18 protein-coding genes are annotated in these 21049 nt (G+C 59.9%); 12 read left to right on the top strand and 6 right to left on the bottom strand.

All coding sequences use genetic code 11. The features are described 5' to 3' along the window. The first annotated feature begins 4 nt into the window (after positions 1-4). Both AWB64_RS00175 and AWB64_RS00170 read left to right on the top strand, forming a co-directional pair. Positions 5-697 (top strand): YoaK family protein, encoded by a 693-nt coding sequence (locus tag AWB64_RS00175; RefSeq protein WP_060816632.1) that lies wholly within the window; start codon positions 5-7, stop codon positions 695-697. Between the two features lie 147 nt (positions 698-844). Next, on the top strand, positions 845-2284 hold the full coding sequence (locus AWB64_RS00170) for an alginate export family protein (protein WP_060816631.1): 1440 nt from the start codon (positions 845-847) through the stop codon (positions 2282-2284). A gap of 41 nt (positions 2285-2325) precedes the next feature. Here AWB64_RS00170 and AWB64_RS00165 read toward each other — a convergent pair whose 3' ends face one another. After that, on the bottom strand, positions 2326-3228 hold the full coding sequence (locus AWB64_RS00165; protein WP_060816630.1) for an AraC family transcriptional regulator: 903 nt from the start codon (positions 3226-3228) through the stop codon (positions 2326-2328). Positions 3229-3800: 572 nt separating this feature from the next. On the opposite strand from AWB64_RS00165, the gene frc reads away from it, so the two are divergent. The 5 genes from frc to AWB64_RS00140 all read left to right on the top strand — a co-directional run bounded on the left by frc (position 3801) and on the right by AWB64_RS00140 (position 10227). Further along, positions 3801-5051 carry a formyl-CoA transferase gene (frc, locus tag AWB64_RS00160; protein WP_060816629.1) on the top strand — a complete coding sequence of 417 codons (1251 nt, stop codon included), beginning with the start codon at positions 3801-3803 and terminating at the stop codon, positions 5049-5051. 43 nt (positions 5052-5094) lie between these two features. Next, positions 5095-6807 carry an oxalyl-CoA decarboxylase gene (gene oxc, locus AWB64_RS00155; RefSeq protein WP_060816628.1) on the top strand — a complete coding sequence of 571 codons (1713 nt, stop codon included), beginning with the start codon at positions 5095-5097 and terminating at the stop codon, positions 6805-6807. Positions 6808-6879: 72 nt separating this feature from the next. Then, positions 6880-8055 (top strand): CoA:oxalate CoA-transferase, encoded by a 1176-nt coding sequence (gene yfdE / locus AWB64_RS00150; protein ID WP_060816627.1) that lies wholly within the window; start codon positions 6880-6882, stop codon positions 8053-8055. 16 nt (positions 8056-8071) lie between these two features. Next, the gene (locus tag AWB64_RS00145; protein ID WP_060816626.1) at positions 8072-8755 is read left to right on the top strand and encodes a YoaK family protein; all 684 of its coding nucleotides are present in this window, start codon (positions 8072-8074) and stop codon (positions 8753-8755) included. Between the two features lie 158 nt (positions 8756-8913). Beyond that, entirely contained in the window at positions 8914-10227 is a 1314-nt protein-coding gene (locus AWB64_RS00140) for an NRAMP family divalent metal transporter (RefSeq protein ID WP_060816625.1), read from the top strand. Between the two features lie 62 nt (positions 10228-10289). Here the strand turns inward: AWB64_RS00140 and AWB64_RS00135 are convergent, their stop codons facing one another. The 3 genes from AWB64_RS00135 to AWB64_RS00125 form a co-directional block, all read right to left on the bottom strand. After that, entirely contained in the window at positions 10290-11018 is a 729-nt protein-coding gene (locus AWB64_RS00135) for a Crp/Fnr family transcriptional regulator (protein ID WP_060816624.1), read from the bottom strand. 34 nt (positions 11019-11052) lie between these two features. Continuing rightward, on the bottom strand, positions 11053-12081 hold the full coding sequence (adhP, locus tag AWB64_RS00130) for an alcohol dehydrogenase AdhP (protein ID WP_060816623.1): 1029 nt from the start codon (positions 12079-12081) through the stop codon (positions 11053-11055). Between the two features lie 97 nt (positions 12082-12178). Then, on the bottom strand, positions 12179-12871 hold the full coding sequence (locus AWB64_RS00125; protein WP_060816622.1) for a CBS domain-containing protein: 693 nt from the start codon (positions 12869-12871) through the stop codon (positions 12179-12181). A 288-nt stretch (positions 12872-13159) separates the two neighbouring features. Between AWB64_RS00125 and AWB64_RS00120 the strand changes: the two genes are divergently transcribed. Then, the gene (locus AWB64_RS00120) at positions 13160-13885 is read left to right on the top strand and encodes a helix-turn-helix domain-containing protein (protein ID WP_082850315.1); all 726 of its coding nucleotides are present in this window, start codon (positions 13160-13162) and stop codon (positions 13883-13885) included. A 182-nt stretch (positions 13886-14067) separates the two neighbouring features. Then, a complete protein-coding gene (locus AWB64_RS00115; RefSeq protein ID WP_082850344.1) occupies positions 14068-14883 on the top strand; it encodes a GntR family transcriptional regulator in 816 nt (271 codons plus the stop codon). On the opposite strand, the gene AWB64_RS00110 is transcribed toward AWB64_RS00115, so the two are convergent. Next, positions 14880-16217: an aspartate aminotransferase family protein gene (locus AWB64_RS00110; RefSeq protein WP_060816621.1), complete on the bottom strand. Its 1338-nt coding sequence runs from the start codon at positions 16215-16217 to the stop codon at positions 14880-14882. The genes AWB64_RS00115 and AWB64_RS00110 overlap by 4 nt on opposite strands. A 5-nt stretch (positions 16218-16222) precedes the next feature. Then, positions 16223-17308: a phosphotransferase gene (locus AWB64_RS00105; RefSeq protein WP_060816620.1), complete on the bottom strand. Its 1086-nt coding sequence runs from the start codon at positions 17306-17308 to the stop codon at positions 16223-16225. A gap of 310 nt (positions 17309-17618) precedes the next feature. On the opposite strand from AWB64_RS00105, the gene pxpA reads away from it, so the two are divergent. From pxpA to AWB64_RS00090, 3 genes are read left to right on the top strand one after another with little or no spacing between them, the layout of a single operon-like run. Then, complete coding sequence (pxpA, locus tag AWB64_RS00100; protein ID WP_060816619.1) at positions 17619-18344, top strand: 5-oxoprolinase subunit PxpA; 726 nt, start codon at positions 17619-17621, stop codon at positions 18342-18344. Between the two features lie 10 nt (positions 18345-18354). Continuing rightward, complete coding sequence (locus AWB64_RS00095) at positions 18355-19860, top strand: TCP-1/cpn60 chaperonin family protein (protein WP_060816618.1); 1506 nt, start codon at positions 18355-18357, stop codon at positions 19858-19860. Then, positions 19854-21044, top strand: coding sequence for an ABC transporter ATP-binding protein (locus AWB64_RS00090; RefSeq protein WP_060816617.1), 1191 nt, complete (start codon positions 19854-19856; stop codon positions 21042-21044). The genes AWB64_RS00095 and AWB64_RS00090 overlap by 7 nt, the downstream gene beginning before the upstream one ends. Positions 21045-21049: the final 5 nt, after the last annotated feature.

Here is a 21049-nt window from a genome sequence, read left to right as displayed (position 1 = left end):
GGTCATGAATGACGACAATGTTTTATCGGCGATCGCAGGGTATGTGGACACACTCAGTTTCGTCGCTCTTTTCGGCCTGTTCACGGCGCACGTGACCGGCAACTTCGTGTTGATTGGCGGCGGCCTGGCCGGGTACGGACAGGGCATTTTTCTCAAGCTGATGGCGTTTCCCGCTTTTGTCCTGGGTGTTGCGCTTAGCAGCCTGCTCATTCGGACCGCCAGCCCCGAAACGCTAGCGCGGGGTGCCTGCATGCTTTACGCGGTGCAGGCAGTTCTTCTCCTGGCATTTTCTATTGCGGGCATTCATCTTGGGTCGACTTTTAGCCCGGAAAATTGGTCGGTAGTCCTATGCGGGATGATTGGCGCGGCCGCTATGGGTGTCCAGAACGCACACAGCCGGCTTGTTGCCCGGCCGGGAGTTCCGAACACGGTCATGACAGGGAATGTGACGCAGGTCATTCTTGACGCAATCGATCTGTGTTCGTCGCGCGTTGGAATCGATAGCAAACTCGCTTCACGCGCACGTGTCGCGAAAATGCTTCCGGCAATCATTGCGTTTGCTCTGGGCGCTATTGCCGGCGCTTTCGCTTACGCTCATTTTGGCTTCTGGTCGCTATTGTTACCCGTTATTGCACTAGCTTGGCTCGCGCTGCGCTCCTTGATGCAACGAAACGCCTTGGAGAAGCGCGCCTCATGAACGCTATTACTGTGGGCGCCTGGCGCGAGCGAGAGAATAACGTGTTGCTGACTGCCGCGAAAGTGGCGGTTGACTGTATGTCGCGTGAACCGACGCGTAACCCCGATAACGGGCGGACGAAACGATGCTTAACAGGGAACGGGTCGAATGCAAGTCGCCGCATTTGTAGGGATCGCCATAGCTGTAGTCTCGCTCGGCCTGTGCTGCAAGGCGCGAGCCGATAGCAATGCGCAGTCGCCGCAGCAAACAAATACCTCGGCGGGAGTCTGTGATTCAAAGCGACCCGTGGTGATGTTCAATCGGTGGCAAGAGGACTGGTCCGCACTTGGCGACCCTTGCGTACCCAAAAAGCCTCTCGATAACCTGAAATATGTTCGCCTTGGCGGCGACCCGGATTCGTATCTTTCGCTCGGCGCCAATTTGCGCGAGCGCCTGGAGATCAACGAGGCTCCGCTATTCGGACTCGGTCCGGCCGCCGGATCGGACACGTATCTGATCCAACGCGCGCAGGTTCATGCTGACGCGAGGATAGGGCCGCACTTACAATTCTTTGCCCAGCTTGAGGACGCGAGGGCGTTCGATAAAGATCTGGTGAGACCCACAGACAAGAATCCGTTGGATCTGGAGCAAGCGTTCGTTGCCTGGGTGAGTCCAATGGGACCCGGCACGATTAAATTTCGCATTGGGCGTCAGGAAATGGCGTTCGACCTGCAAAGATTCATCTCCGTTCGCGACGGTCCGAACGTACGCCAGGCGTATGACGCTGTATGGGCGGATTACGAATATGAAAAGTGGCGATTTATCGGATACGTCACGCGGCCCGTGCAATACCGCGACGTTGTGTCGTTTGACGACACCTCGAATCGCCATTTGACGTTTAGCGGCGTGCGGTTCGAGCGTCAGGGCGTTGGACCGGGTGACCTGTCCGGCTACTATTCCCTCTACACGCGCGATGCAGCGCAGTTCCTCGATGCGCAAGGCAACGAGCATCGTGACGTCTTCGACCTGCGATACACAGGGAAAATCGCGGCGGCGGATTACGATGTGGAGTCGATGTATCAGACAGGTGATGTCGGTAACAAGAGAATCGGTGCGTGGGCAGTCGGATCGCTGTTTGGCTACACGCTCGATTCGACGTGGACTCCGAGGTTAGGATTGCAAGTCGACGCTGCCTCAGGCGATCGACATCCCGGTGATGGAAGGCTTGGCACATTCAATCCACTCTTCCCGAATGGCTATTACTTTGCATTGGCGGGCTACACGGGTTATTCAAATCTCGTTCATGTGAAACCGTCGCTCACCCTTAAGCCCTCAAGCAAGCTTACCTTGCTGTTTGCTGTAGCGCTCCAATGGAGAATGACCGCAAACGACGCGATTTATCAGCAGGGTAACGCCGTTGTTCCGGGCACGGCTGGACACGGTACGCGTTGGACTGGCGCCTACGCGCAACTTCGCGCTGACTGGACGGTCGCGGCGAACCTGATTGCGTCGGTTGAAGCGGTGCACTTCCGGATTGGAGATTCCATCAGGGAGCTTGGTGGGAGTAACTCGGACTATGTCGGCCTGGAGCTGAAGTATGGCTGGTAGCGGCACGATGCCGTGCGTTGCGCGCCACAGAAGCCCCGACCTTACTTGGAACTCGCTCGCCAACGAGCAGGTGTGTGTCCAACAATTTTCTTGAAGACAAGCGTGAAGTGACTTTGACTCTTGAACCCCAGCATGGCAGATATATCCAGCAGGGAAAGGCTGGTTTCTCGAATCAGTTGCTGCGCGCGCCCGATCTTTATTCTTAAGACGTATTCGTTTGGCGTGACGCCCGTCGCCAGGCGAAATTGCGTTGAGAAATGCATCCGGGTCAGGCCGGCGACGTTGCTCAGGTCGAAAAGATAGATCTGGTCGAACAGGTGGGCATCGATATAGTCGGTAACTCGGCGAAGACGCCATTTTGCCAAGGGGCTAATGCGTGCCTTCGTGGACGATTTTCTCGAATTGAGTGACACACATCGGGATGCAATGGCAAGACTGATGCTATCAAGGATTAAGTGATTAACGGAGAAATCTCCTTCGTTGATCTCCAGCATGGCCTGGATCAGGTGCCGAGCCGGCCCGTCGTCCAGGAAAGTGACATTGGAAAGCACTATGTCGCCGTGGGTAGGGGTTTCGAAGATGTGCTCATGGCATTCCGCGAGCAATGCTTGCGAAAGATAGAGGCGATACGCCTGTGCTGCCTCGGTGAACACAATGCGGGTGACTTCCCCGGGCGGCACCAGCAGATTGGAGTATGTGGGCACATTGCTTAAAGCAACTTCTTTCTTGCCAAAGAGAAACCTTCCGGCGCTGACACTCCGGTTGATAGTAATAGTATGCGTACCGTCAGTAAGTTCATGCTTAAACTCAAGAGGCTGCCTGGGCTGGTCGAGGCTCCACTTGGTGAGGGTCACGCGGAAATCTTGCTCCTGCGGACGCAGTACCGGCCGCTGACGCCAGTGAAGCTCTGGTACTGCCAATGAACAGTTCAAGTCGGTTTTCAAGTGAAGCCTCCTTACGCCCTTCAGTGCTTGAACCGTGTGAAATTTGAAAGCGGTTCGCTACGGGCGGTCCCGGTCGCGGGTATATCTTAATTGAAATAAAAAAGGAGAATGTAAGGATGTAACGGGTGGGTGTGGTGCTGTGTGGTGAAATGTTCCTGTCATCCGAACATGTGCCAACATCGTACGGCGCGAGCATGGCCGGCCATCCGGCTTTGATGTGCCTCGCGAACACTCGCTGCTTGCTCACGCGAATCGCTGCAGGAGTAGTTGGGTATCCTTAGAAAATAAAAATTACTGCGATTCTTGTCCAAGCTATTCAAGACGGTCCCGAAGGCACGCGCTTTGTCGGCAACGTTTAAAGGATTGAAAGGAATCAAAGGCTGAGAAAAACTGATCTACATCCGCCTACGCTCATCGCATTACGGTCTAGTTACCAGAGCGATTACAACGGAAAAAAATATTTCCACAGCGAGGACGGTGCGCTTTTGCACAGTTTGATCTGTATCAATGCTGTTCGATATCAACAGGCGCTTAATCACAGACTGAATTTACACCGTCAAAGGATTAACGCCATGGATCTCCCGCTTAGTGGTATCAAGGTTATCGATTTCACCGGTGTCCAGTCTGGTCCCGCCTGCACGCAAATGATGGCGTGGTATGGCGCAGATGTGATCAAGGTGGAGCGTCCCGGTGTTGGTGATGTGACGCGCAATCAACTGCGCGACATCCCCGATCTCGATGCGCTGTATTTCACAATGCTCAATAGCAACAAACGTTCGCTGGAACTCAACACGAAGACGCCCGAAGGCAAGGCGATCATGGAGCAACTCATTCGTGAGGCCGACGTACTGGTCGAGAACTTTCACCCGGGCGCCATGGATCATATGGGCTTTACGTGGGAGCATTTGCAGGAACTGAATCCCCGCCTGATCTTTGGCTCGGTAAAGGGATTCAACGACGAGTCGCCTTACACACACATCAAGGCCTACGAAAACGTCGCTCAGTGTGCTGGCGGTTCGGCGTCGACCACCGGTTTCTGGGACGGTCCCCCAACGATCAGCGCAGCGGCACTCGGTGACAGCAACACCGGCATGCATCTGCTGATCGGTCTGCTGACTGCGCTCATCGGCCGGGAGAAAACGGGCAAGGGGCAGCGTGTCACCATCTCGATGCAGGACAGCGTGCTCAACCTTTGCCGGGTCAAGCTGCGCGACCAACAACGGCTCGAGCGCGTAGGGTATCTCGAAGAATATCCGCAATATCCCAACGGCACGTTCACCGACGTGGTGCCACGCGGTGGCAACGCCGGTGGCGGAGGCCAACCGGGTTGGATCCTTAAATGTAAAGGGTGGGAAAGCGATCCTAACGCCTACATCTACTTTACGATCCAGGAACAGAACTGGGCAGCGACCTGTGATGCAATTGGCAAGCCCGAGTGGAAGGACGACCCCGCCTACAACACTGCGAAAGCGCGGCAGTCACACATCTTCGATATTTTCGCGGATATCGAAAAGGTGCTCGCGGACAAGACCAAGTTCGAGGCGGTTGACTATCTGAGCAAGTTCGATGTCCCGTGCGCACCCGTGCTGACAATGAAAGAAATCGCCAACGACACGTCATTGCGTGCAAGTGGAACAGTGGTAGAGGTGGAGCAGAAAAAGCGCGGCAAATACCTGACTGTTGGCAGTCCGATCAAGTTTTCCGGATTTACGCCAACGATAGAAGGCGCACCGCTCCTGGGTGAACACAACGAGGAAATCCTCGTGGGGCTTGGATATTCGAAAGAGCAGATCGACAGGTTCCGTGAGGCGAAGGTCATCTGAGCTTCGGTAGCAATCACCCCTCACTCACTGGAACGAACGCGACATGGCAGATACTCCAACGCAAGGCGAACTGACCGATGGTTTCCATCTGGTCGTAGAGGCGCTCAAGCTCAACGGCATCAATACCATCTATGGCGTCGCCGGCATTCCCATCACGGATCTTGCGCGCCTCGCGCAGGCCGAAGGTATCCGTTATCTTGGCTTTCGTCACGAACAGTCGGCGGGTAACGCCGCCGCCATCTCGGGCTATCTGAAGCAATGGCCGGGGGTGTGTTTGACTGTATCGGCGCCGGGCTTTCTTAACGGACTCGTCGCGCTTGCCAACGCGACAACGAATGGCTTTCCCATGATCCAGATCAGCGGATCGAGCGATCGCGCAATCATCGACCTGCAGCAGGGCGATTACGAGGAACTCGACCAGATGAACGCGGCGAAGCCGTTTACCAAGGCGGCGTTCAGAATCAACCGGCCCGAGGACATCGGCATTGGCGTAGCCCGGGCCATCAGGGCAGCGCTTTCGGGACGGCCAGGCGGTGTGTACCTGGATCTGACCGCTGCTGCGCTGGCCGCGACAACCGACGCCAGATCCGCGAAAGCCACGCTGATCAAGGTTGTCGATCCGGCGCCCGCGCGCATTCCGTCGCAGGAGTCCGTGGGTCGCGCACTTACGCTTCTCGCAAATGCCCAACGTCCGTTGATTATTCTGGGCAAGGGCGCAGCCTATGCGCAGGCCGACGACGCGATCCGCGGGTTTATCGAAGAAACCGGCGTTCCGTACCTGCCCATGTCGATGGCCAAGGGCCTCTTGCCGGACGACCATGCGCAATCCGCTGCTGCCGCGCGTTCCTTTGTGCTGGGACAGGCCGACGTGGTGATGCTCGTCGGTGCACGCCTGAACTGGTTGCTTGGGCATGGCAAGGCGCCGCAATGGTCGCCCGATGCAAGCCTGATCCAGATCGATATAGAGCCGACCGAATTCGACAGCAACCGTGCCATTGCCGCGCCCGTTGCCGGCGACATTGCGTCCTCGATCGCAGCGTTCAGAGCGGGCCTGTCGGCCACGCCAGTGCATGCCCCAAAGGCCTGGACAGATGCGATTAACGAACGCCGCCGGCACAACGAAGAAAAGATGGCGGCAAATCTGCTGGCCAACCCGGACCCCATGACGTTCCAGAGCGGTCTGCGCGCGGTGCGCGATGTCCTCACCCGACATCCGGACGCCTATATCGTCAACGAAGGTGCGAATACGCTGGATTTCGCGCGCAACATCATTGATATGCAACGGCCGCGCATGCGGCTCGACGCTGGCACGTGGGGCGTCATGGGCATTGGCATGGGCTATGCAATCGGCGCGGCGGCGACCAGCGGCCGGCCGGTCGTGGCAATAGAAGGCGACAGTGCGTTTGGCTTCAGCGGCATGGAGATCGAGACCATCTGCCGGTATCGTCTGCCGGTTGTCATTGTGGTGTTCAACAACGGCGGTATCTATCACGGCGACGACGTCAATCGCAGCGGCGGAGCCGATCCGGGGCCAACGGTCCTCATGGGCTCGGCGCGTTATGACCGGCTGATAGAAGCCTTCGGCGGCAAGGGATACCACGTGACTCGGCCTGAAGACCTGGAAGCGGCGCTCGCAGCCGCGCTTGAAGCGAAGACCCCTGCGCTGATCAACTGCGTGATCGATCCTCACGCGGGCACGGAAAGTGGGCACCTGAAAAACCTCAATCCGAAAAGCGGTCTTGCGGCTACGAAGTAGTGCATCGGCTTTTGGCGATGCATTTCGGATTTCGCTAAGGATTGCCAATCAGATTTAAACAAAGGGAAGACGATGGACGCACCCTCTGCAACAACGACCCGGCCAGCTGGCCCGTTTTCCGACGTGCTGGTGATCGACCTCACGCACGTTCTCAATGGCCCGTTCGGCACGAACATCCTGACCGATCTGGGTGCGCGCGTCATCAAGGTTGAGCAACCCGGTCATGGAGACGACACACGGCTTCTCGGTCCTTTCGTGAACGACCAGTCGCTTTACTTCAGTTTCGTGAACCGGGGCAAGGAAAGCATTGTCCTGGATTTGAAGGCGGACGCTGACCGGGAGATATTTCTGAACATGGTGCGCGAGGCTGACGTGCTGGCGGAAAATTTTCGCCCTGGAACGATGCAGCGGCTTGGGCTCGCCTACGAGGATCTTTCCCGCATCAATCCGCGGCTGATTTATGCATCGTCATCGGGCTTTGGCCAGACAGGACCAATGGCCACTTATCCGGCCTACGACACCATTGTCCAAGCCATGAGCGGCATCATGGATGCAACCGGTTTCCCCGGAGGGCCGCCAACGCGCGTGGGTACGTCGCTGTCCGATCTGTGTGGCGGTGTCTTCATGTTCAGCGGTATTGCAAGCGCCCTCTATGATCGGCAGAAGACAGGAAAGGGTGCGCATGTCGACGTGGCAATGTTCGACGCAACGCTCGCGTTTCTCGAACATGGATTCATGTCCTATGTGGCGACGGGAAAGGCCCCGGGCCGCATCGGCAATCGCCATCCATACATGGCGCCCTTCGACGTCTACGAGGCGCGCGACAGGCAGTTTGTGATCTGTGCCGGCAACGACTCGCTGTTCCTCAAGCTCTGCAACGCGATCGGCCGTCCCGAACTGTTGACGGATGCGCGTTTCATCGGAAATCACGACCGGATGGAACACGCGGATGCCTTGAAAGAAGCGCTCGAAGCGACACTGCGCGAGCGCGACGCGGCTCACTGGCTGCAGGTGATCCACGAGGCAGGCGTGCCCGTCGGTCCGCTGCTCGACATTGCAGAGGCTGCGGCGCTGCCGCAGACGGCTGCGCGTAACATGGTGATCGAAGCCGGCGGCGTCAGGATGCCCGGCAACCCTATCAAGATCAGCAGCTACGCCGACCCCGCCGTGCGCCCGGGAGCACCTTCGCTCGACCAGCACGGCGCCGCGCTGCGGACGGAGTTCGCGACGGACAAGCGTAGTTCCTGAGCGCAAGGAGCGATCAATGGACATATCTTCCGCGCCGGTGACCGCGCTCCCGCTGCACGTCAACGTGCGCCGCGTCGTGGCGCTCACGACTGTTTGCGGGTTTGTGGAGGTGATCGGGTACAAGGACGCGGGCGGGATCTACCCGGCGATCATGACCGGCAATACGGTCCAGCTTGGCTGGAGCCTGGCCCAGGGCGCGTGGTCCCGTTTTTCACTGCTTGCTTTCGCGATCGGGGCGTTTTTCATCGGATGCATGATTGCGAGCCTCATCAGGCGTCATCTGAAGCGGCCGCCGCTCGAGCTATGCATCATGGCCGTGCTGCTCGTCGTCGCCGGGGTTGTACGCGAGAATGCGGCGCTGCGTATTCCCGTCGAACTTCCCATGCTTGCGCTCGCACTCGGCATGCAGGGAGAAACGATCAGCCGTTTCGGCGCCGTCTCGCTACAGACACTGGTGGTGACCAACAACATGGTGAAGTTTTCCGACACGTTCATCGGCCGCTATTTTGGCGGCAAGAACGCGAGGGAAAAGCGTCCGCCTCTGTCGGAGGTACTGCTGCCTGGGCTCGCGTGGCTGACTTATAGTCTTTCGGCAGCAGTGGGCGCTGTTGTTGCGGGTCTTGTGTCGGAACCGCTGATCATTCCGGCACTAATCCTTGTCCTCATCACGCTCGATCTGATCCGGCTGCCGGATCGGTAAGCCGTTGCTTTGCGTGGTAGACGTGGCGTCGGATAAGCAGACCGGCGACACGTCCCCGACGCGCTGATCCGTTTCGATCCAAAGGAACGCCCTGCCGACCAGTTGGCGAGCGGGAATCTTGTAATTCGCAACCCGACCTGGACCGCACCCGTACGCTCATGAGCCTACCTGATCTGCCGCCTCAGCCAGAGGACATCACTGCGGACCCGGTCGTCGGTCCATCGAAGCCGCGTCTGCTTGGCGTGCTCGGCCCTGGATTGATCACGGGCGCCTCGGACGATGATCCCAGCGGGATCGCTACGTACAGCCAGGTCGGCGCGGCCTTTGGCTACGGTTTATCGTGGACGCTGCTCTTCAGCTATCCCCTCATGGTGGCGATCCAGATGATCAGCGCCCGAATCGGGCGCACCACCGGTCACGGCATTGCCGGCGTGCTGCGCAAGCATTATCCGAACTGGCTGCTGCAATGGGTGGTCGTGCTGCTGCTTGTGGCGAACATCATCAACCTGGGTGCGGACCTCGGCGCAATGGCCGACGCAATGGCGCTTCTTGTACCCGGCCCGAAATGGCTGTATGTGCTGTTCTTCTCGGTGGTATGTGTGAGCATGCAACTGCTTTTGCAGTACACGCGCTACGTCGCCGTACTGAAGTGGTTCACGCTTTCCCTTTTTGCCTACTTCGCTGTTCTGGCGGTTGTGCATATTGACTGGGCAAGTCTGGGACGTCATTTCTTTGTTCCGCATATTGCCTTGACGTCCGACTATCTGACCGCCGTGGTTGCAGTATTCGGCACGACGATCAGCCCTTATCTGTTCTTCTGGCAATCCGAGGAGGAGGTCGAGGACATGCGTGCGCATCCGCGGCGTCTGGACCTTCTGCAAGCGCCGGAGCAAGGTGGAAAGGCGCTGCATCGCATAGAGATCGATACGCTGGTGGGCATGGGGCTGTCGAACCTGGTCGCCCTGGCGATTCTGGCTACGACTGCCGCGACGCTCAACGCGACCGGCATTGTCGATATCCAGACTTCCGCTCAGGCGGCGCAGGCCTTGCGGCCAGTCGCCGGCAAGTACGCCGCGCTGTTTTTTACCATGGGTATCGTGGGTACCGGATTGTTGTCCGTTCCTGTCCTCGGCGGGTCGGCCGCGTATGCGATCGGGGAGGCGCGCGACTGGCCGGTGGGCTTCACACGCAAGGTACAGGAGGCGAAAGCGTTTTATGCGACGATCGCCATTGCAACGCTCATCGGCATGATCGTGAACTTCACGGCCATCAATCCGATTGCCGCGCTCTACTGGAGTGCGGTGATCAATGGCGTGGTTGCAGTGCCGTTGATGGTCGTGATGATGCTGATGGTGTCACGCACTGACATCATGGGTCAGTTCGCGGCTCGCGGCTGGCTTCGTCTGCTTGGGTGGGTTGCAACCGGGGTCATGCTGGTAATCGCACTGGCGATGCTGGTGACTCTGTTCTGACGCGTGGGCCGTGGCATTCCCTCGATACATAGCAGATAAGGTCTTGCACCTAACTTGCACCGTTAGACCTGACCAGCCAGCTTGCGCAGTTTCGCCGTGTCCAGCAAGGTGATGAAACGCGGGCCCTTACGGCGGATCACGCCCTGTGCTTCGAGCGCGTGCAATGCGCGACTGACCGATTCCACCGTCAAGCCCACGTAATCGGCAATGTCATGCCGCGTCATGGGCAGTATCAGTTCTCCAGCGAGCCGGCCGGGTGGCGCGTATGCGTGCTCGATCCAGAGCAGAAAACTCGCGAGACGCGCAGGCGCATCGTTTCTTGCGACCGTGATCGCGTGATGCTGGGAGCGCCGCAGTTCGTGGCACAGCTTGCAAAGCAGCCCGATATCGAGTCCCGGGTCACGTTCGAGAATAGCCTGCAGCGCGTCGAACGGAATCCTGAATGCAGTCACCGGCGTCAGCGATTGCGCGGTTGCAACGTAAGCGCCGTTTTCACTGAGCCCGATCAGATCCCGCGGAAACAGGAAGGCCGTGATGCGCTTGTCGCCATTCGCCTGCAACTGATAGGTTTGCGCGACGCCGCTGACAACGTTATAGACAAAGCGCGCCTCGCCGCCTTCCGGATAGAGGACGGTATGCCGCCGGACGCTGATCAGTTGCGATACTTCCATCAACGCGTCCTGTTCGGATCTCGACAGCAATTCCACTTCCATCCCGTCGCCGTCTTTTCGAAAAGGCGCGGCATAAATCGATGGCCGATACGGCGCCACGTCGGCAAGCTCATCTTTCATGGCGAGTCTTTGGTGTAAGCGTTGCCCGCTTGGGTCATGCTGCGAAGTCCAGCACGATCCGGCCTTCAATGTCGCCTTCGGCCATACGAGAAAATACCTGGTTGATGTTGTCCAGTTTATCGGTGGAGACCGTGGCTTTGACCTTTCCCTCGTCGGCGAAGGTCAGCGACTCCTGCAAATCGAGCCGCGTGCCGACAATCGAACCGCGGACGGTAATGCCGCCCAGCACCACGTCGAAGATCGGTAACGGAAAGTCGCCGGGCGGCAGACCGTTCAGGGAAACCGTGCCGCCACGCCGGACCATGCCGAGCGCTTGCGAGAACGCCCGGGGAGAAACAGCGGTGACAAGCACGCCATGTGCTCCGCCAATTTCCTTTTTAATGAAGGCTGCGGGATCGGTCGTGGCTGCGTTCACTGTCAGCGCTGCACCGAGACGAGTGGCAAGTTCGAGCTTTTTATCGTCGATATCCACGGCGGCTACGTTGAGACCCATCGCCTTCGCGTACTGCACGGCCATGTGCCCGAGGCCGCCAATGCCCGAAATGACGACCCAGTCGCCCGGTTTTGTATCGGTGACCTTCAATCCCTTGTACACGGTCACACCGGCGCAAAGGATCGGCGCGATATCGACGAAGCCGATGCCCTTCGGCAGATGCCCGACATAGTTCGCATCTGCAAGCGCATATTCGGCGAAACCACCGTTGACCGAGTATCCCGTGTTCTGTTGCGACTCGCAGAGCGTTTCCCACCCGCCCAGGCAATGCTCGCAGTGTCCGCACGCGGAGTACAGCCATGGAATGCCTACGCGGTCGCCTTCCTTGACATGGCGCACGCCAGCCCCGACTTCAACCACGTAGCCGACACCCTCATGTCCCGGAATAAACGGAGGATTTGGCTTGACCGGCCAATCCCCGTGGGCCGCGTGCAGATCGGTATGGCAAACCCCGCAAGCCTCAATCTTGACAAGCACCTGTCCGACCGCGGCCGAAGGCACTGCAACCTCTTCGATTTCCAATGGCTGGCCGAACCCGCGCACCACAGCCGCTTTCATTGTCTTACTCATTATTCACCTCTGGTCAACACATGGTTCGGGTGGCTTCGCTACGTCGCGCCTGTACTCCATAAAGCCTCGCTGCCGCACGCTTTGCCAAGGCTCACGGTCACATGGCGGGAATCACCACCGGAAAGTCCGTATGATCCTCAACGCCTTTGACGCCTGGCACGTTTTCCGCGGCAACGCACATGGCGCGCGCCTGCTCGACCGAGGTGACAACGCCCCACAGATGGACCGTGCCTGCATTCACAATGACGTTCTCCGCAGCCAATGCCCAGCGATGATTCGCAAGTTCGCGAAGGACAGCATTGCGGATTGCCTCATCGGCATCGGGCTGAGCGGACGCGGTTTCCTTCGGCACGCTTGCCAGCGCCTTCACCAGGTTCGCCCGGCTGACGATCCCAAGAAGCTCTCCGTCGTAGACAACCGGAACCCGTTTGATTCGATGCCGCTCAAGCAGATCCGCGATTTCGCTGACCGGCGTACCTTCGCGCACGGAAATCACTTTTTCCGTCATGACGTCCCTCACCGATCGCGCGTTCTCCTTGATATAGGTGGCGGCAAGATCTCGCGTGGAAGAAAAGAAATCGAGCCACCATGAGCGGCGCCGGGTTTGCGTGCCCGTTTCGATCCGATGAATCAGGTCGCCCTCGGTGATCATGCCGATCAAGCGGCCCTCGTCATCCACCACGGGTGCGCCGCTGATGTGATTCTCGGCGAATAGGGCAGCGGCGTCCCGCACCGATGTTTCCGGTTTGACCGTGATTACCGCACGGGTCATGACGTCAAGTGCGCGCATATGCTTCTCCTGATTTCCGGCGCGGGCCGGTCTTTCTTTCAAACCTGCTAACGATAGGAATTGTGGGTCAACGGCCCGCGCTGGTTTTGACTCAAGTCAAGTATGTCGGCCTTCCTGTTCTGTACGTTTGTCCTTGATACCACGGCGCGGGCCCAGCGAATCACAGCGCGGCCGCGTATGGATATCCCTGCCGGCGGCATGGGCTAAAGTGATTCGAATCAATGCTGTTTCCGGGTTTGCGCGGCAACAATGGTGTGAGTCCCGTCAGCCTTAGGCTCACTCCATCTCATGACCCGTTCGACCCGCGCGGAACAGACGTACCCGGAGCGGCCTCCGGTTATCGACTGTCCAATCTGTTCGCTGAGCACCATCCTGATGTCGACGCGGCTGCCCGGAGCGTCGCTTGGTCAACTGGATTCCATCGTGTGCACAAGGCGGCTCGTGCGGCGCGGCGAGACGCTGTTTCGCGCCGGCGATACGTTCAAAAGCGTTTACGCGGTCCGCGTTGGCTGCTTCAAGACGATCATCTTTCGCGACGACCGCGAGCAGGTCACGGGCTTTCACATTGCCGGAGAACCGCTTGGACTCGACGGCGTGTACGCGGGCAGGCAGAACTGCGACGCGGTCGCACTGGAAGACAGCCAGGTCTGCGTGATCCCCTACGACCTGCTGGAAAACCTGTGCTACGACTTCAAGGCAGTACAACAGCATGTGCATCACATGATGAGCGGCGAGATCGTGCGCGGCGCGCATCTCATGATGCTGCTGGGCACCATGACCGCCGAACAGCGCGTGGCCACGTTCCTGATAAACCTGTCGTCGAGAATGAAGGCGCGCGGTTATTCGGCCGCGGAGTTCAATCTGCGAATGACGAGGGAAGAAATCGGCAGCTATCTCGGACTGAAACTGGAAACCGTCAGCCGTATGTTTTCAAAGCTGCAAAGGGACGGCGTGATCGTGATGAAGGGCAGGCAGGTGAAGATACTGGACAGCGGGAAACTCGCGGAGTTGTGATTTGCGCCGTTTTGATGGCGCTAGGGGAACGCGTGTTGAGCAAGCGACGAACGGCCTGAATCCACCGTCGATCCTGCACACTTGATATATCATATCGAGCCATGATCATGGTGAAGCCGCGTCAAACCTGGCTTTACATCATGAAAGGTATCCCGGATTCTCCTCATGGACGGTTGCGCCGAATGCATCAAGACAAGCTCGAACATCAAAACCTTAACGATCGGACGTACGCGATCCTTAAGGGCGGTTTGATATCAGGGACCTTTCACCCCGGGCAGGTTTTCATCATTCGCTCCCTGGCGGAGCGTTACGGCATTTCGACCACGCCGGTTCGTGAAGCGCTGCAGCGCCTCGTCGCCGAGCGTCTCCTTGTCATGTTGCCAAATCGCACCATCGTGGTGCCGTCGTTGTCGCCCGAAAACTTCGCGGAAATCTATCGTATCCGTTGCGAACTCGAAGGGCTCGCTGGGGAGGTCGCGACTGCGCATTTCCGTGCCGCCGATACTGCACGCCTGAAGAAGACGCTTGTTGCAATGGACAAGACCATAGAGCGGGGCGAGAAGACAACGTATCGCGAACTCAATGAGAAGTTTCACTTCGATATTTATCGGAAAGCGAAGCTCCCGCGGTTGCTTGAGTTGATTCAGAACCTGTGGGGGCAGGTTGGCCCGGTGTTCTACGGACTACTCGATGCCCCCGACTATGGTGGCGAGCACGCAAACCTGCATCACCGGGAGATTGTTCAGGCGATAGAGGACGGCGACGCTGCGAGAGTGCGCAAGATGATCGTGGAAGATCTGGTTGCCGCGGGCGATGCACTGCGGCCCCGCCTCGGCATGCTGGTCGTGCCGGGCGCGGAAGCCGGGTTCGAACCGGGCACCGACTTGAGCGATGCAGCCAGCGCAACCGATGCCAGCCTCGCGCCGGCTACAGGTGCGTTCGAAGAATCCCAATCCCCCGGCCGCCGGAAACGCGCGGCCAAGGCGGTCGTGCATTAAATTCCAGTCTGCTCGTCGCGCAGGGTGTCTTCCATTGCGCTCAGGAAGAAGTCCGCGTGTTCAATCGAGAAGGGCAGTGGCGGACGAATCTTCAATACGTGGCCTTCCGGTCCGGATGCCCCGATCAATATGCGCCGTTTGCGCAATCCATTGACAAGACGCGTGGCCAACGCCGGATCCGGCGTCGCGTTTGCCGGATCGCTGACCAGATCCGCGCCGATGAAAAATCCCGCGCCGCGCACGGCGCCTATCGACGGGAATTGCTGTGCAAGCGCCTCCAGGCCGTCCTTCATATAACGCCCGACCTTCTTCGCGTTCGCCATCAATTGCTCTTGCTCGATGACTTCGAGCACGGCAAGCGCCGCCGCGCAAGACACCGGATTGCCGCCAAACGTATTGAAGTAGCGCGCCTTCAACGCGAAGTCCTGCAAGACTTCCGGTTTCGCAACGAGTCCCGCGATGGGGATGCCGTTGCCCATCGGCTTGCCGAGGATCACGAGATCGGGGAGCACGCCGTGCCGCTGGAACCCCCACATGCTGTCGCCTGTGCGGCCAAAGCCGGGCTGGACTTCATCGGCAATGAAAACGCCGCCCGCGCGATGGATTGCGTCGACCGCGGGCGCGAGGAAACCGGCCGGATCGGCGTAGACGCCGTCGCTTGAAAAAATCGTATCCACGATCAGGGCTGCAGTGCGTACGCCGTGCCGCGCGAGATCGGCAATGGCGGCTTCCACGTTCGCAGCGAAAGTCTTGCCGACATCGGCATCGCCCATGCGCTTGGCATCGGGCGCGGGCACTGTGCGGACGTGACTGCCGAGCGGAACGTGATCGCCGAGCGACGGCGAGATTTCCGACACGGCGCTGGTGATCCCGTGATAAGCCGTCTCCGTGACGATGATCCCCGTGCCGCCCGTGAAATTGCGCGCGACTCTCAAGGCAAGGTCCGACGTCTCGCTGCCGGTGCAGGTGAACATCACGTTCGACAGTTCCGCCGGGAAGGTGGCGACCAGTTTCTCCGCGTAGTCCAGGATGAGTTCGTGCAGATAGCGGGTGTGCGTATTGAGCGTTGCGGCCTGCTTCGCAATCGCCGCCACCACGCGCGGATGGCAATGACTCACCGACGGCACGTTGTTATAGACATCCAGATAGCGGTTTCCTTCGGCATCGTACATATGGACGCCTTCTGCCCGGACCAGATGTACGGGCTCCTCGTAGAAGAGCTTGTACGATGGCCCGAGCACGCGCTGCCTGCGTTCGAGCAATGCGCGCAAGGGCGCATCGAGACGTTCGGCGTTCGCAGGGTTGAACGCATTGACCATCAAGGGCTTGACCATCGAAATCACTCCATGTTGCATGCGGCGCGCAGGCGCTGCTGCGCCTCGTCACGCCGCAGGGTTGACAGATGCGCGAGGCCGTTCCAGGCGCTGGCATTGTTCTTCAGGATATATGCGCTGTTCTCCGGATAACGCGCGGCCCGCCAGCCGGTGATCGATACCGTCAGCACAAAACGCGCTGCAATCAGGTCATACAGGAGATCCAGTTCGACCGGCTCCAGCGGCGACACCGCGTGATACGCCGCGACGAATTGTGCGATGCAATCCCACGGATCTTCAGGACCCACGCCGCTCATGTGATACGAGGCGCCCACGGCGACGTCGTTGATAAGCGCCGTATGCACCATGTCGCCAAAGTCGAGGATTCCAGCAATGCGATCGTGGTCCGCTGGATCAACCAGAACGTTGTGCGGATTGAGGTCGTTGTGTACGACTTGAGCGCGCAAGCGCGGAAGCACGTGTTGCGCGTGACGCTCGAAGTTATCCAGGAACGCCTCGACCATCTGGCGGCGCGAGGCGTCGGGAATATGCGTGATCAGCGTGCGCAGGCGGCTTGCGTTCTTGATGTCCCAGGCAAGGTCGTGGCCGGCCGCGCTATGAAAGAAGCCCCGCAACGCAAGTCCCAGCCGCGCGAGCAGTGCGCCTAGTTGCTGGCGCTGGGCGGCGCTTCGCTCGACCGTGTAGAGCGGCACGCCCGGCAGGTATGAAAGCAGCCGCACGGCGCGCTCCGCATGGTGTCCGTACGCAAGACGCAAATGCGCATGGCCGTCGAGCGCTCTCGTGACGCGCGGCACGGGCAGCGGCGGGTCGACCGACTCGACGTGGAGCAGGGCGCGGACCTGGAAATCATTGATGGTCGGATCCTCGACCGGGTTGCTGATCTTGAGCGCGTATTCGTGACCATCGTCAGCGTCGATTTTGAAGTTCTGATCGCGCTCGCTGGTCAGCCGCGACACCGAACCGCTGATTCCATAGTGAACCGCCACGGTTTTCTGCGCGTCCTCGATAGGCACTTCCTCAGCCGCCACCCGCAGGATGTCGTTCACCGACTCCGCAAGTTCGCTGTCGACGTTCGCTTCCAGCTCGCTCATTACCTATCCCCTGAACCTTCAAAAATTGACGAGATATGATATATCATGCAACAAGAATAACACGTCAAAACCGCGTGTCGAGTCGTAAAAAATCGATGTCACCAGGAATTTTTGCGAGCTTCGTGGAGATGCGCGGTGAACGCCGGAAGCTAATGCCGTACGTGGGTTCGCCGAATTTTCATGCACCATGAAATTATTTTTTTCCAGTGAAATTGCGATATATCATATCTCATCGAAAGCAGCGAAACGTCAGCTGAAATTGCAATACTGACGCGGCGAAAGCCGCCAGACAGCGAAGGAAAGGCAATCCATGAACAAACTCACGATCAACTGCGACATGGGCGAGGCGTTTGGGATCTATCACCTCGGCGACGACGAAGATGTGATGCCCTTCGTGACTCACGCGAACGTCGCGTGCGGTTTTCATGCGTCGGATCCGAATGTCATGTGGCGGACCGTTCGAGCAGCGAAGCGCCATGGCGTCAAGGTTGGTTCGCATCCGGGATTGCCGGACCGGGAAGGCTTCGGCCGGCGTGAAATGAAGTTGTCGCGCGACGAAACCGCAGCGCTCGTGCTGTACCAGACCGGCGCGCTGCGCGCGTTCCTCGACGCGGAAGGCATGCAGCTTTCGCACATCAAGCCGCACGGCGCACTGATGGGCATGGCGATGAAATATGCCCCTGTCGCCGAAGGCATCGCGGACGCCGCCATTGCGCTGGGCTTGCCGGTCATCGGCTGCTCGGACAGCGAGATGACTCGCGTATTCGACGAGCGCAAGATCAGCTACGCCTGCGAGTTCTATTCGGATCTCGACTACGACGACGAAGGCCGCCAGATCATCACCATGAAGCATGATCCTGTCGCGCCGGAAGACGCGGTGGAGCGCGTGCTGCGCGCGCTCGACGAACATACGGCGAAATCCATCAATGGCCGCACCGTCAAGGTGGCGGCGGATTCCATCTGTGTTCACAGCGACACCCCCGGCGCGGTGGCGTTGGCGAAAGCAGTGTATGACGCCGTAGCGGACAGGCTCTGACGCGCGCCGCATGAAGACCCTCCATACAAGCCTCATTCTCACAGGCGACGCCGCGCGTGCAATCGTGGTGAAGTCGCTCGCGCAGTGCGAGCGGGCGATCGGCGCGTCGCTTGGACCGCTCGGGCGGGGCCTGATGTATGACGGCGGCTCGGGCGGTCCGCGCCACGCAAACAACGGTCTTGCGATCGCGCGTCAGATTGCTCAGGAGGAAGGCGCGTGGTCGGTTGCGCCACGCATTTTGCGCGACGCGTTGTGGGACGCGCAGCGAGAACTTGGCGACGGCACGGCACGTATTGCATGCATGGCCATTTCGATGCATGCCGTGGCCGCGAAACGCGTGGAACAAGGTGTCTCTCCGGGGCTGCTTGCGCGAGCGCTTGGCGAACTGGCGGCGCGTTTGCCGGCGTTGCTCGAGCGCCAGCGCCGCGAGTCGCCCGGCGCCTGTGCGATGGCGCACAGCGCCTGTGATCACGCCGATATCGCGGCGAGCGTCGCGCAGATGCCGGAGGCGCTTTGCGATGAAGGTGCGATCTCGGTTGTCGAAGGCTATCGGCCCGGCGTCGAACTCGCGCAGTTCGCGGGCTTTTGCATGGAAGTCCAGGCGGATCGCGCGGGTGTGACGGTAAGGGAACAAGGTGCGCGCATCGAGATGGATGGCGTGCACGTGCTGGTGGTCAACGAGATACTGGACGATTTCGGGCCGCTTGCGCGCGTGATGGAGCAGTTCGTTTCGCGCGCGAAGTCGCTTGTGGTGGTCGCGCGCGGCATTCAGGGCGCGGCGCGCGCCACGCTGGCCGCCAATCGCGCGGGTCTTGGCATGCATGTGTTGGGGCTGTTGCCCGCGGACACGGGCCTGAGCGCAATGCATGTGCTCGAAGACCTATGCGCGATGACCGGCGCCACGCTCGTCAGCGAGGAAACGGGCATATCGATTGAACGGGTTCGTCCCGCGATGCTCGGCCGCGCCGGCCGATTGATCGTGCAGGGCGGACGAGCGATCTTTGTCGAACCGGCGGGCGAGCGCGAGACCATCGCCAACCGGCGTGACCTGATTACCCGCGAGGCGGCCGCGCAACGCTACGTGGCGCTTGATCGTGAACGGCTGCTGCGCCGCGCTGCGCGCATGGGCGGCGGCTGGGGCGAATTACGCGTGGCGGGGCGCACAGCGTGGGAAACAGCGGAATGTATCGATGGCGCGAGCGCCGCGCTTGCCGCTACGCGCGCTGCCGCGCATGGCGTTGTGGCAGGCGGCGGTATAGCTTTGATGCAGCTTGCCGATGCGCTCGTTGCCGAGCATCCCGCTCATGCGACGGTCGCACAAGATGCCGCTCTCGAAGCACTGGTGCGCGGTTGCCGCGCGATCGCCACGCGCATTGCGGGCAATGCCGGCGTGGAGCCGGGGGCGCTTCAGGTTCCACCCGATGTCGCCGATCCGCTCTCGGCCACGCTCGCCATTCTTCGCCATGCAGTTTCACTGGCGATGACCCTTTTGACCATCGAGGTCCTGATATGTTGAAGGAACGCCACGACGCCGAGCGCGTGACGCCCACGTTTGTCCCGTCGCCAGCCGCCGCGCCTCGCGTGCAGCACGATGGCTCGTCAGCCGCGGATCTGATCCTGCGCGCGATCGATGTCGTGCATCACTATGGTCCGGTTACCGCGCTCGACCACGTCTCTCTGGAAGTCCGGCGCGGCGAATTCCTCACCATCCTTGGCGAGAGCGGCTCGGGCAAAACAACCATGCTGCGCGTGATATCCGGTCTTGAACGGGCGTCGCACGTGGCGCAGTTGTCGCTTGACGGCGTGGACGTGACCAACGTTCCGGCAGCGCGTCGAAACTGTACGACGGTGTTTCAAAGCTACGCGCTTTTTCCGCATATGTCGGTCGAGGAAAACGTTGGTTACGGGTTGAAGCTGCGTGGCGTGCCGCGCGAAGAATGCCGCCGCCGCGCGGGCGAGGCGCTCGACATGGTGCGGCTCGGCGCGAAGGGCGCAAGGCGCATCGGCCAGTTGTCGGGCGGCGAGCGGCAGCGCGTGGCGCTGGCGCGCGCGGTGGTCACGAAGCCGGCCATCCTGTTACTCGATGAACCGCTCGGCGCTCTCGACGAACGCCTGCGCTACGACATGCAGGCCGAACTGGTGGACATCCACAAGGCGCTCGGCATGACGTTCATCTACATCACGCACAGCCAGGAAGAAGCGCTCACCATGAGCGACCGGATCGTCCTCATGCGGCGCGGGCGTATCGAGCAAAGCGGAACGCCGGAAGACCTTTTCGACCGCCCTGGCAGCCGGTTCGCCGCCGAGTTCATGGGCTACGACAACGTCCTGCCATGCACCGTAACGAGCGACGACGACGCGTCTGTCATGACCGTCGACCTGGGCGGCGCAACGGTGCGCGCACAACGCTCGCCTGGTTGTCGCGCGCGGCGCGGCGAAGCCGCCCTCGTTGCTGTACGCGCCGAACGTCTCTCGCTCATTCTGCGCGCACAGGCCGGGGCGAACCTGAACGTGCTGGCGTGCACGGCCGAAGGCCATCTTTATCGCGGCAAATACACCGACCGGACCGCGCGCATGCCGGGCGGCACGGTGCTCAAGATCCGCAGCTGGGACCAGAGCGGCGCGCAACATGGCCCCGATGCATCCGGCTTCGACGCGGTGGCCTGCCGCCCACAGGATTGCGTTGTTCTTCCACACTAACGACT

It is taken from the genome of Caballeronia sordidicola, assembly GCF_001544455.2.
Taxonomy (GTDB): domain Bacteria; phylum Pseudomonadota; class Gammaproteobacteria; order Burkholderiales; family Burkholderiaceae; genus Caballeronia; species Caballeronia sordidicola.
Note: the sequence above shows the minus strand (reverse complement) of the source record. Positions and strands in the feature narration are given on the sequence as shown.